The sequence below is a fragment of the Collinsella sp. CLA-ER-H2 genome, assembly GCF_040092405.1.
In the GTDB taxonomy this organism is placed as follows: Bacteria; Actinomycetota; Coriobacteriia; order Coriobacteriales; family Coriobacteriaceae; genus Collinsella.
In genome coordinates this window covers 76,691-87,786 of record NZ_JBBNLO010000006.1, presented here as the reverse complement: position 1 = coordinate 87,786, position 11,096 = coordinate 76,691, and the positions used below count along the sequence as shown (strand labels likewise).

The following is an 11,096-nucleotide window of genomic DNA, read 5'->3' as shown; positions in this document are numbered from 1 at the left end:
CGCCCACTTCTTGGCCGCGCCCACCGAGACCCCCGCGAACTTCGCGGCGGCGGTCGGCCCCATGCCGTCCTCCGTCGCCAGGAGGAAGAGCTCGACCTTCTCCCTGCTGTACATGCGAACCTCCAGTCCGGACCGCCCCGCGGTCCAACTTTCTGTCCGCACCCCCAAACGGTATAAACAGGATCTATTCCACCGCAACTTAGAGCCCCGCCGGCGTGTAAAAGAAACGAGCCCGCATCCCTGGGGGACGCGGGCTCGTAAAAACCAAATGGTAGGGGCGGTGGGACGTCCGCGCATTTGCTGCGCAAATCCGCACCGGCTTCGGACGCCTGCTGGCGCCCTCGCCGGCTCGCTGCGGACGCTGCGCGTCCGCTTGACGCTCGCCCCCCCCTCGCGGGTTCGAGTCCCACCGGCATCTAAAAGAAGTGAGCCCGCATCCCTTGGGGACACGGGCTCGAAAGCTCCATATGGTAGGGGCGGTGGGACTCGAACCCACAATCCTTGCGGCGAGAGATTTTAAGTCTCCTGCGTATGCCAATTCCGCCACGCCCCCGTGAGACTAGAAGTCTAGCACAAGCCGTCCGTTACGCGTTGACGGCCATCGAGTGTTGCCCCGACTTCTCCAGGAACTCCTGGAACTTGGCTTCGTCGCCCTTGTTCTTGTACTGCAGAGCCAACAGATACTCCAAGCGGCAGCTCTTGACCTTGTCGTCACCGGCCTCCTTGAGCATGCGCTCCAGCTCGGGAATGTCGTTGTGGCGCTTGAGAATCATCGTGTCGTACATCAGTTGGCATTCGTGTGCGACTGCCTCGGCCTGGCCGCCCTCAAAGCCTTTGATCTCGTGCAGCAGCTCCTTGGACTTTTTGCGGTCCTCCTGGCCAACGTAGTAGTTAAAGGCCTTAATTACCAGGTCGACACGCTGCATCTTGGGGAGGTTGAGTCCCAGCAGCAGGTCGAACATCTCGTCGGCGCGCTTATGGTCCTCGCGCAGCAGATAGGAGTTCAGGCGCAGGTAGTCGCGGTTATAGCGCGGGTACAGCATGCTGGTGAGTTTGGCGTCGAGCAAACGATCGAACTCGTCCCACTGCTTGGCAGCCATAAGCTGCTGCAAGCGCTTGAACGTGGTGCGTTTTTTGACGCTAAAGAACACCGACACGGCGATGCAGATGATAACGACGGCGGTCCAGAGGGTGCGGGAATCGGGCATATTGGGGTCCTTAGTCGCTCATAAAGCGAGCGGTATGACAACACGTACTAGATGTATTATACGCAGCGCGCAAGCAAACTAGCATAAAAGCTCATCGAGGCTGAGTGCCATCGCTCGCTGCGGTACACTTACCTAAAGTAAACCATGAAGGGAGACATTACCTATGAAGAAGATCGTTTTGGCTTGCGGTGCTGGCGCTGCTACTTCCACGCTCGTTGCCCAGAAGGTCGCCACCTTGCTCGACGCCAACGGTTACGCCGACAAGTACGAGATCGTGCAGTGCGCCATCTCCGAGGCCAAGGACTACTGCGACGAGGGCGCCGACCTGCTGATCGCCACCACCGTTGCCCCCGAAGGCCTCACCTGCCCGTACGTGAGCGGCGTGCCCTTCATGACCGGCATGAACCGCGTCGCTGCCGAGAAGGCCGTTCTCGACGTCATGGCTCAGTAGGCACTGCCTGTATGAGTGAGCAGAACGCCAACCCGGTCGAGCTCTTTGGCATGCGCGTTGCCCATGTGGGCATTAACGCCGCCGACCCGGCAGACGCCCTGGAGATCGCGGAGCTGTTCTCGACGATGATGGGCCTGCCCGTCATCGAGACCCCCGTTTCGTACTTTAATGATTCGCTGGTCGAGATCATGAAGCAGAACGGTCGTGGCACCAAGGGCCACATCGGCTTTGCCGTTAACGACATCGATGCAGCTGAGAAGTGGTTTGCCGAGCGCGGGCTCGAGGTCAACGAGGAGTCGCGCGCGCTGCTGCCCGACGGTGGTACCAAGCTCGTGTACTTTAAGCGCGAGTTCGCCGGTTTCGCCGTGCACCTGTGCCGCGAATAGCGCACAAGCTGCCATAGCTAGCAAAAAGGGATAGGGCCGCGTGGCCCTATCCCTTTATTTATGCCGAGGGGCTTCCTAGCGCGGCAGGCGAATCGTAAAGCGGCTGCCGACGCCCTCGACTGAGGTCACGCCAATGACACCGCCATGGCTATCGACGATCCACTTGGCAATGGCGAGCCCCAGGCCCGAACCCTGCGCGCCGGCATCGCGCGCGTTGTCGGCACGGTAGAACCGCTCGAACGCGTGAGCTGCGGATTCCTGGTTCATGCCGATGCCCTCGTCCTCAACGCTTATGTCGATCGTGCCCGCGCCCGCATCCGACGCTACGCCAAACGAGATGGGCGTGCCCGCGTCCGAATACTTGGCGGCGTTTTGCACGATCACGCGAAGAGCCTGCTTCACGAGCGCCACGTCAACGGGCGCGTCGCAGCGTGGGTCGCTGACAAGCGCAGCGTCAAAGGCCAGCCGATACGTGTGCTCGGTATCGATCATCTGCGATTCCTCGCATACCTCGCCGACCAGTGCGGCCAGGTTGGTATTCGCGCGCCGCAGGACCGTGCGCCCGGCATCGCCGCGCGCCAAAAACAGCAGCTGCTCCACGAGCTCTTGCATGTGCTCGCTTTCGGCCTTGAGGGACGCGATGGATTCTGCCAGCACGTCCGGGTCGTCTTTGCCCCAGCGGTCGAGCATGTTTACGTAGCCCTGAATCACCGCGATGGGCGTGCGCAGCTCGTGGCTCGCATCGTTGACAAAGCGCATCTGCTGCAGCTTGGCCTCTTGCATCTGGCGCAGTAGGCGGTTGAGTGCGACCTCGATGCTCGCCAGGTCGGCGTCGCCGGTGGTGACGCTCGGCGAGTCGACGCTTGCGCGCGCGATGGCCTGCTCCAGTGTTTCCATTTTGCCGCCGGAGAGCTGCATGCGACCGAGTTCGTCCACGCGCAGGGCCAGATCGTTGAGCGGCGCCATGGTGCGGCGCACGCGGCGGGCGCCGCCGAGCATGTTGAGCACGCTGATGACCTGCCAACCCACAACGACAAGGTAGAGAGGCCATAGCGTGACGAGGTCCTGCGCGAGGGGGAAGGTCTTGGTGGTGCGCGCAAGCTCGACGGTATAGGTGAGCGTTGTCGGGTCCCAGCCGCGCGCGGGCGTCAGCGACATGCCGTGAACGGTGGCACCGGGGATCCATCCTGCGGTAAACGTGTCGTCGGGCAGTGTCTGGTTGTATCCATAGACGAGGATCGCCGCCGCAATCACTACCAGCAACAGATCGAGCCAGATGTAGCTCATCAGACGGCGCCACATATAGCTCCAGTTGATGGCGCGGGCGATGGAGGTGACGCGCTTGGCCTCGGCGTTACGCACGGCAGACATAGCCCACCCCGCGCACGGTCTGGATGATGCGGGCGCTGCCGGCGTCCTCGATCTTGGCACGCAGGTGCGCGATGTGTACGTCGACGTTGTTGGTGTCGCCCACGTATTCGTAGCCCAGCGCTTCGTGCGCGATGCGCTCGCGCGTGAGCACGGTGCCGGCGTGCGCCATAAGCAGGGCGAGAACGTCGAACTCGCGGGCCGTGAGCGCGATGGGCGAGCCGCCGACCGTGACTTCGTGGCGGTCGGGGTCGAGCACGACTGAGCCCACAGTGAGCGTGGCGGGGGAGAGCGAGGCGGAAACCTGGGTTGAGTCGCTGACCGGGGGTATCGCAGCGGCGCTCCCGCCCGCGTCGCTCGCCGCGCCCGTCCCGATGCCGCCAACGCCCGAAGCCGTCCGCCCGGCCTCCGAGCGCTTCAGCGCAACGCGGATCCGTGCGAACAGCTCCTCAATGGCAAACGGCTTGGTTAGGTAATCGTCAGCGCCGGCGTCGAGCCCGGCCACCTTATCCATCACGGCATCGCGCGCGGTGACCATGATCACCGGCACATCCTTGTGCTTGCGCACGCGCCGCAGCACCTCCATGCCGTTGAGCTGCGGCAGCAGCACGTCGAGCAGAATCAGATCGTAGTCGCGCTCCAGCGCCAGGTCTACGGCGGTGCGGCCGTCGGCGGCGTGCTCCACCTGGTAGCCCTCGTGCTCCAGCTCGAGCGTCACAAAGCGGGCGATTTTCTCCTCGTCCTCTACGATCAGGATTCGTGCCATACGTGCCCCCGTCTGCGATTACTTGTCGTCGTTGAGATTTTGCTTGATGTCGTCCGCGGCGTCGGCGGCGTGATCCATAAGGTTGTTGATGCTGCCGGGCACGTCTCCGTCGCTGTCGATGCGGTAGCGCATGCCAAAGAACAGGCCAATCAACATCAGCCATATCGTGGCGCCCCAGGCAAACAGCGCGACGATGGGGATCAGGATGGGAATGTTGAGGATGATCGCATCGCGGCGCGTGGCGATAAACTTGGTGTCCAGGCTCAGGCGGAAGAGCTTTTTGAGGTACTCCCACACGCTGTCCATCTTCTTGGAGAAGTCGGTCTTTTCGCTCGACTTCTCGTAGGCGGCCTGCGCTGCGACCATCTCGGCTGAGGGCTCATCGACTGGCACGGACTCGGTGGCGGCGTGCGCCGAAGTGGTCTGCGTCTTGCCCTGCGACTCGAGCCAAATGATGGCATCCAAAACGTTGCCGTCGGCGGCGTCGAGCGCGGCCTTGCCATCGGTGTAGCTCACGTTGCACTTGGTGCGGATGGTTTCAACTTTTTCGAGGTCGTCCATGACCTGTTCCTTTCGTTCGATGGGCGCGACGCCGGGCGATCTGCCCGGGCGCGAGCGTAGCGTTCGGCGGCCTGCGTTGCGCGGCGCTGCCCCGCCCTTGGTCGAACTCTATAGTGCAGGTTATAGATTAAGCGATTCTTGAGCCAAGATTAATGTTGGATGAGTTTTTGGGTGGGATGAAGTTGATATTCAAGGAGGCGGCCGCTTGCAAACTTTCCTCGTGGAGTTCCGTATAGAATGGCTTCGACTGCGGTAAAATGACCTTAGTAAACCCGCCCGGCCTCTGCTCTCGAGCATGCACACTGGCGGGTCTTCTTTTATGCATCGAGCACAGGAGCACCATGGGGGAATACAAGAAACCCTGGCTGACCTTCGAGGAGCAGGCCGACCTGCTCATAGTCGAGCGCGGCCTGGTGGCAGACCGCGATGACCTTATCGCCCACCTCGCAAACGTTGGCTATTACCGCCTGAGCGGCTACTGGTACATCTTCAAGCGCAAGCCAGAGGCAGACAAGGAGGGCGAAAAGGACGAGCGTTTCGTCGAGGGCACGACATTCGACCAGATCTGGAAGCTCTACACCTTCGACAGGCAGTTCAGGCTCATCGTCTTGGACGCCATCGAGCGCGTCGAGGTCTACTTCCGCACGCAGCTGGCCTATGAGCTCGCGGGCAAGACCGGAGCGTTCGGCTTCTTCGACCGCGAGAATCTCCCGCGCCTTGAGGGCGATGCGTACGGCGAGTTCATCGAACGATGCACTGAGGAGCTTGACCGCTCGCGTGAACCCTTCGCTATCCACTTCAAGGAGGCCTACGGCGACGCGCATGACCTGCCGCCCTATTGGATTCTCGTGAACCTGATGGACTTCGGCACGATGCTTCGCCTCTACAACGGCGCGTCGGTTGACATCAGGAACAGAATCTCTGGGGACCTGGGCGTATCGTCGCGCGTGTTGAAGTCGTGGCTCGTGGCCATCAACACCGCTCGCAACATATGTGCACACCATGGCCGCCTGTGGAACAGAGGGCTTGGCACCAGGCCGACCATCCCCACCAAGTCGAAGTATCCAGAGTGGCACGAGCCGTACCAGGTGCGGTCGGACAACATGTTCGGCATACTCACCATCCTGAGTTACCTGCTGGAGCGCATCGCCCCCGAGACAGGCTGGCGCACACGTTTGTTTGAGCTGCTAGACAGGCTGGATGCCGACGAGCTGCACCGCATGGGGTTCGCGGAGGGTTGGCAGGGATGCCCGCTTTGGGAGCCGTATCTGCCCGCTGCGGAGCTTGGGAAGAAGCTCGAGCGCGGGTATGAGGAGCGCGGGGGAGTGCCATTATGTGAACCATTCACCGACGAATGAGAAAAGGCAGCGAGTGCGGTCCCCCGCGGGATTATCCTGGACCTATTACGTGAGCGGTGCGCGGGCGAGGAGCAAACATGGCAGGCCGTGGAGACAAATGGTCGAGGGAAGAAACCCTTGCGGCTCTGTTTTTGTACCTCGCCCTACCATCAAAAAAGGTTGATAAAACAGGCGAGGACGTCCAGGCGTTAGCTAAGGCCATTGGCAGAACGCCGAACGCAGTCGCTCTAAAAATCTGGAATCTTGCATCTTTCGATGAGCGTCGACGCGCTCGCGGCAAGGTTGGAATGACCCATGCGAGCAAAATGGATGAGATGGTTTGGGTTGAGTATTCCTCTGCTGGCGATGAGCTCGTCGAGGAAGCGACCGAGGTGTTCCTCAATCGATTCGATTTTGAAGAACCGCTAAGCGATGAGTTGAAAGAGACGATTGGCTTTGATTTGCCAGAGGGCAAAGAGCGCGAAGCAATCGTTTCGATGCGGGTGAACCAGGAGTTCTTTCGAAATACCTTGCTCGTCAATTACGATTCAAGATGCTGCTTGACGGGGCTATCAAACAAGGCTCTGTTGGTTGCTAGCCATATCAAGCCCTGGATTGTCTCTGATCCAAAAACGGAGCGACTTGCCCCCGACAATGGATTGCTCTTGAACGCATTGCACGATAAGGCGTTCGATCGGGGGCTAATTACCATTACGAAGGACCTAAAGATAGTGGTGTCCGGTGTGGTCGGACATGAAACACCTGAGGATGAGTATTTGTGGCGCTACAACGGAAAGCCAATTACGCTTCCGAAGCGATTTGTCCCACGAGCTGAGTTTATTGAATACCACAACGATATGGTGTTTAAGGGGTAATTGGACTATCTCCCGACCAAGCGAGGATTCGGATTGGTTTGCTGGAATGTGGCAGTGCCCTGTTCTAAGCAACGCATTTGTGATAGCCACCCGCTCACCTTGTGACGATAATGCAGAATTGCGGCACGGATAGAACTGCGCTAACCTTTGCGAATATGCGGAGCGGGGGCAAGCCGCTAAACTACACCCCCGCTCCGTTCCGAGTGGAGCCTCAATTGCGCATTGGGGCTCTACTTCCTTTTAACATGGACGTATCGCGTGATTGTTCCGGTCTTTACGATTCGCCCGGTCTTGGTAACTCGGTACTTCGGGATTCGCACTCGAACATATGCCATCTTCATCACCTCCTTCAGGATGCTGCGTGCCACTTAATGCATGCGGCGCTTGTGGTCTGCCAGCGTTTTGCCGGCTTGCGACTTGGCCCGAGGGCTCGACTTGCCGCTCGCCAGAACAGCGGCGGCTTTGCTGAGCTTGGGGCTGTGATGCCGTGCCATACAATCACCTCCCTACGGCTGGCAACGGACAGGTTGGCTCGTGGTGCCCCGAACCGATTCGAGGGTAGCACCGCTCGGCTTAAAAAGTCAATCTCTATTCCAATTCTGTTGGTTTTGTTCTATACTAGAAAGTGCCATTATGGGGCGGATAGTGTCTGGAGAAATGGAAAATGAAGAAGAGGAATGTACTGAACCTTATTAAATACCATGTGGAGGACAACAACTACGGCTTTCGTCAGGAGGCCATAGAGATCGCCCATGACTTCGATCGGGCCGGCGACACCGAGCTCGCAGAATACGTCCTCGCCCTTCTTTCGGACGCGAATACCTTTGTCCCACAGACAAGCGGCGGCGTGGGCCATTTCCTCAGGAGAATGGACTACTCCCGCTCGCCCCTCCCTCTCCCAGAGGTCATTTCTGAGGACGTGAAGGGAATCATAAATGCAGTCGGCCATGACGCGGGCATCAATAAGTTCCTGTTCCAAGGACCTCCCGGCACAGGCAAGACCGAAACGGCCAAGCATGTCGCCCGAATCCTTGAGAGGGATTTGTTTGTCGTCGACTTTAGCGAGGTCATCGACAGCAAGCTCGGACAGACAAGCAAGAACATCACGACTCTCTTCCGCGAGATCAACGGGTTTGCCAACCCGGGCAGAATCGTCGTGCTCTTCGACGAAATCGACGCCCTTGCGATGGACAGGAACAACAGCCACGATGTCCGCGAGATGGGACGCGCGACGTCCACGTTCCTCCGCGAGTTGGACAGTATGAACACGCAAGTCGTGCTCATCGCCACGACCAACATGTACGGAACGCTCGACAAGGCGATGATTCGTCGGTTTGATTCCGTGATCGACTTCGGCAGGTACACCCGAGATGACCTCCTCGAGGTAGCGACCACGCTGCTCAACGTGCATCTAGCCAAGTTCCGCTTTGCCGGGAAAGATGTGCGCCTATTCAACAAGATAATGCGGCTTATGGACGAGGTGCTGTATCCTGCTGAGCTCTCAAACCTCATCAAAACGGCGATTGCTTTCAGCAATCCAGGCGAGCCGTTCGACTACATGCGCCGCCTTTACAAGGCTGCGACGGGCAACGTAGTTCCCGACGCCAAGAGCCTCCGCGAGCAGGGCTTCTCCATGCGCGAGATAGAGACGCTGACGGGCACGCCGATCAGCACTCTTTCGCGCGAGCTGAAAGGTTAGACGATGAGCAACGCTATTCTCGAACTGAAGGGCTCTTATGAGCGCAAGGGGGCAATGCCTCCCGGCCCGCCGTCGCTCCCAAATGGGCAATCCGTTTCTGCTGACGAGCTTGAAGGTCTAAAGGCCGATCTTGTCGAGTGCAGGAACTATTGGAAGCGCCAGCAACTCGGCATCGACTACCTAATTAATGCTCGTTATAAATCGACCGTGGCTAAGAGTAATCGTTGCAGGAGGCTCCTGGCGCGAAGCAGTGACAACGCAAGTGACTCCATTGTCGGCGCAAGGTTCGAGCAGATACCTGGAAGCGCGGGGAATAACCCCCGCCACATCATCACATACCGCGTTGCCCCGCAGACGCTGGACAAGACGGTAGAGGAGCTGGGCACCTGTATAGGCATCCTGCGGCGAAATTACCCAAACGGCGTGATAGGCAGCAAGGAGCTGTCGCAGCTCGACAAAGAAAAGTTCGACGCTTACGGAGCGTCAATCTCAAAAACGGCCTTCGCGCAAATCATTCGCGATGCCCATTACCTCGTTAATTTCTATTACACCGACACAATCGATGATGCGTACAAAAACGACGACGCCTTCGTCACCATATACGATACTGGGACGGATACATACGAGCTGCTAAGCCGAGTCATACCCGCGCTGGACAGCGGACAGGTCTTTGAGAACTGCGTTCGCTTGTATCCCGACCAATATGAGCGGCTTCGTCGCGAAGCGCCCTACCTCGTCGCCATGTCTACGGTCAACTTCGCCGACACTGACCTAGCGAAACTCTGGGGCGAGAGGGCCTATAGGGAATACGAGGCGCGTTTGCCGCTACCGCCCTCGATTCCCGATCCGGACGGAGAGCCAGTCGTCGGCGTTATCGATACGCTATTCAACGAGAACGCATATTTTAGCGCGTGGGTTGATTACCAGGACTGTATGACCGAGAAACGCGACTGCAACAACGACGTGGCCCACGGGACGCAGGTTTCCTCCATCATCGTCGATGGCCCCTCGCTCAACCCCGAGCTAGACGACGGCTGCGGCCGTTTCCGCGTCAAGCACTTCGGCATCACCGACGGCGAGAAGCTGAACTCGCTTACCGTTATGCGCGACGTCAAGAGGATAATCGAGGCAAATCTGAGCATTAAGGTTTGGAACCTGTCGCTCGGCACCGCCTCGGAATGCCCGGAAAACTCAATTTCTCCGGTCGCGTCGATCCTTGATGAGCTGCAGGCGAAATACGACGTGGTGTTTGTGGTATCGGGAACGAATCTCGAAAACGGAGAGGAGACAAAGCGCGTTGGATCGCCGGCGGATTCAATCAATTCCGTGGTGGTTAACTCGGTGGGACGCGACTGTGCGCCAGCAATCTACTCGCGCCACGGGCCGGTCTTGTCGTTCTTCGGCAAGCCCGACATAAGCTACTACGGCGGCACCAAGGAGGACGGGCTCGTTGTGGCGGCGCCTTTCGCCCTCGTGCGTGACTGGGGTACGTCTTTCGCCGCCCCGTGGATCGCACGAAAGCTCGCCTTTCTGATTTATAAGGCTCGACTCACGAGGGAGGAGGCCAAGGCGCTTCTCATCGACTCGGCCTATGGATGGGGTGAGGGCGGTCTATCCAATACAAGGGGGTACGGCGTTCCGCCTATCAGTATTGAGGACATAATCGGCACGCCCAACAACGAGATTCGATTCATCCTCTCGGGCGCAATCGACAGCTATGAGACCTACAACTACGGTATACCGATTCCCATGAACGACGGCAGGTATCCGTTCATGGCGCGGGCCACGCTCTGCTACTTCCCGGAATGCCACAGGAGCCAAGGCGTCGATTACACCACCACAGAGATCGACCTCCATTTCGGACGCATCAAGGGTAAAGGGATCAAATCCCTGGACAAAAACGTCCAGGGAGACGAAGGTTCCCAAGTCTATGAAGCGGAAGCACGTGCGCTCTACCGCAAGTGGGACAACGTCAAGCACATCGGCGACGTGTTCAAGTCCCGGTTCGCCCCGCGCAAAGTCTACGACAACCCGCAATGGGGCATTATGCTGCGCAAGAAGGAGCGCAACAAGCCTGGTGCTGGAGATGGAATCAGGTTTGCAGTCGTTGTCACTCTACGAGAGATGTACAACGTGAACCGCATCGAGGAGTTCGTGCAACGCTGCTCGCTGCGAGGGTGGATAGTAAACCGCATCGACATCGACGTGATCAACCAGATATATGAGGCCGCCGAGGTTGAAATCGACTTTGAAGACTAGTGCGCCGGTCTTGCAGCGTTCATGCTCGGATTCGAGTGCGGCCTAATTGTCCGAGGCGGGTGCTGGATAGCACTTCATGCAGCAGCATCTAACGCCCGCCTCGGCTGACAAATTTCACTATTCGAGTGGTCAATCGGTTATGAAAAGCCAGGTTTTAGATGACGTAATTCATAAGGCAAGACAACT

11 protein-coding genes and 1 tRNA gene are annotated in these 11,096 nt (G+C 58.8%); 6 read left to right on the top strand and 6 right to left on the bottom strand.

Annotated elements, in window-relative coordinates:
- Positions 1-468: 468 nt before the first annotated feature.
- Positions 469-553, bottom strand: a tRNA-Leu gene (locus AAAX59_RS03075).
- Positions 554-584: 31 nt separating this feature from the next.
- Entirely contained in the window at positions 585-1,208 is a 624-nt protein-coding gene (locus AAAX59_RS03070; RefSeq protein ID WP_349070502.1) for a hypothetical protein, read from the bottom strand.
- Positions 1,209-1,371: 163 nt separating this feature from the next.
- Between AAAX59_RS03070 and AAAX59_RS03065 the strand changes: the two genes are divergently transcribed.
- On the top strand, positions 1,372-1,659 hold the full coding sequence (locus AAAX59_RS03065; protein WP_006235903.1) for a PTS sugar transporter subunit IIB: 288 nt from the start codon (positions 1,372-1,374) through the stop codon (positions 1,657-1,659).
- Positions 1,660-1,670: 11 nt separating this feature from the next.
- Complete coding sequence (locus AAAX59_RS03060) at positions 1,671-2,045, top strand: VOC family protein (protein WP_196033648.1); 375 nt, start codon at positions 1,671-1,673, stop codon at positions 2,043-2,045.
- Positions 2,046-2,120: 75 nt separating this feature from the next.
- On the opposite strand, the gene AAAX59_RS03055 is transcribed toward AAAX59_RS03060, so the two are convergent.
- Genes AAAX59_RS03055 through AAAX59_RS03045 form a run of 3 tightly spaced genes read right to left on the bottom strand, consistent with a single transcriptional unit; the run spans position 2,121 to position 4,740 of the window.
- A complete protein-coding gene (locus AAAX59_RS03055) occupies positions 2,121-3,416 on the bottom strand; it encodes a HAMP domain-containing sensor histidine kinase (protein WP_349070501.1) in 1,296 nt (431 codons plus the stop codon).
- Positions 3,400-4,179: a response regulator transcription factor gene (locus tag AAAX59_RS03050; protein ID WP_349070500.1), complete on the bottom strand. Its 780-nt coding sequence runs from the start codon at positions 4,177-4,179 to the stop codon at positions 3,400-3,402. Before AAAX59_RS03050 ends, AAAX59_RS03055 begins: the two co-directional genes overlap by 17 nt.
- Before the next feature lie 18 nt (positions 4,180-4,197).
- Positions 4,198-4,740: a DUF4342 domain-containing protein gene (locus tag AAAX59_RS03045; protein ID WP_349070498.1), complete on the bottom strand. Its 543-nt coding sequence runs from the start codon at positions 4,738-4,740 to the stop codon at positions 4,198-4,200.
- Positions 4,741-5,081: 341 nt separating this feature from the next.
- Between AAAX59_RS03045 and AAAX59_RS03040 the strand changes: the two genes are divergently transcribed.
- On the top strand, positions 5,082-6,098 hold the full coding sequence (locus AAAX59_RS03040) for an Abi family protein (protein ID WP_349070497.1): 1,017 nt from the start codon (positions 5,082-5,084) through the stop codon (positions 6,096-6,098).
- A 77-nt stretch (positions 6,099-6,175) separates the two neighbouring features.
- On the top strand, positions 6,176-6,952 hold the full coding sequence (locus tag AAAX59_RS03035) for an HNH endonuclease (protein ID WP_349070495.1): 777 nt from the start codon (positions 6,176-6,178) through the stop codon (positions 6,950-6,952).
- Between the two features lie 368 nt (positions 6,953-7,320).
- Here the strand turns inward: AAAX59_RS03035 and AAAX59_RS03030 are convergent, their stop codons facing one another.
- A complete protein-coding gene (locus AAAX59_RS03030; RefSeq protein ID WP_349070494.1) occupies positions 7,321-7,446 on the bottom strand; it encodes a hypothetical protein in 126 nt (41 codons plus the stop codon).
- A 170-nt stretch (positions 7,447-7,616) separates the two neighbouring features.
- Here AAAX59_RS03030 and AAAX59_RS03025 point away from each other — a divergent pair, with 170 nt between their 5' ends.
- Both AAAX59_RS03025 and AAAX59_RS03020 read left to right on the top strand, forming a co-directional pair.
- Complete coding sequence (locus AAAX59_RS03025; protein ID WP_349070493.1) at positions 7,617-8,651, top strand: ATP-binding protein; 1,035 nt, start codon at positions 7,617-7,619, stop codon at positions 8,649-8,651.
- Between the two features lie 3 nt (positions 8,652-8,654).
- Positions 8,655-10,910, top strand: coding sequence for a S8 family peptidase (locus AAAX59_RS03020; RefSeq protein ID WP_349070492.1), 2,256 nt, complete (start codon positions 8,655-8,657; stop codon positions 10,908-10,910).
- Positions 10,911-11,096 lie beyond the last annotated feature (186 nt).

What these genes read in the sequence shown, in the direction of transcription:
- AAAX59_RS03070 (WP_349070502.1), bottom strand. Translation starts at nt 1,208, where the DNA reads ATGCCCGATTCCCGCACCCTCTGGACCGCCGTCGTTATCATCTGCATC.
- AAAX59_RS03065 (WP_006235903.1), top strand. Translation starts at nt 1,372, where the DNA reads ATGAAGAAGATCGTTTTGGCTTGCGGTGCTGGCGCTGCTACTTCCACG.
- AAAX59_RS03060 (WP_196033648.1), top strand. Translation starts at nt 1,671, where the DNA reads ATGAGTGAGCAGAACGCCAACCCGGTCGAGCTCTTTGGCATGCGCGTT.
- AAAX59_RS03055 (WP_349070501.1), bottom strand. Translation starts at nt 3,416, where the DNA reads ATGTCTGCCGTGCGTAACGCCGAGGCCAAGCGCGTCACCTCCATCGCC.
- AAAX59_RS03050 (WP_349070500.1), bottom strand. Translation starts at nt 4,179, where the DNA reads ATGGCACGAATCCTGATCGTAGAGGACGAGGAGAAAATCGCCCGCTTT.
- AAAX59_RS03045 (WP_349070498.1), bottom strand. Translation starts at nt 4,740, where the DNA reads ATGGACGACCTCGAAAAAGTTGAAACCATCCGCACCAAGTGCAACGTG.
- AAAX59_RS03040 (WP_349070497.1), top strand. Translation starts at nt 5,082, where the DNA reads ATGGGGGAATACAAGAAACCCTGGCTGACCTTCGAGGAGCAGGCCGAC.
- AAAX59_RS03035 (WP_349070495.1), top strand. Translation starts at nt 6,176, where the DNA reads ATGGCAGGCCGTGGAGACAAATGGTCGAGGGAAGAAACCCTTGCGGCT.
- AAAX59_RS03030 (WP_349070494.1), bottom strand. Translation starts at nt 7,446, where the DNA reads ATGGCACGGCATCACAGCCCCAAGCTCAGCAAAGCCGCCGCTGTTCTG.
- AAAX59_RS03025 (WP_349070493.1), top strand. Translation starts at nt 7,617, where the DNA reads ATGAAGAAGAGGAATGTACTGAACCTTATTAAATACCATGTGGAGGAC.
- AAAX59_RS03020 (WP_349070492.1), top strand. Translation starts at nt 8,655, where the DNA reads ATGAGCAACGCTATTCTCGAACTGAAGGGCTCTTATGAGCGCAAGGGG.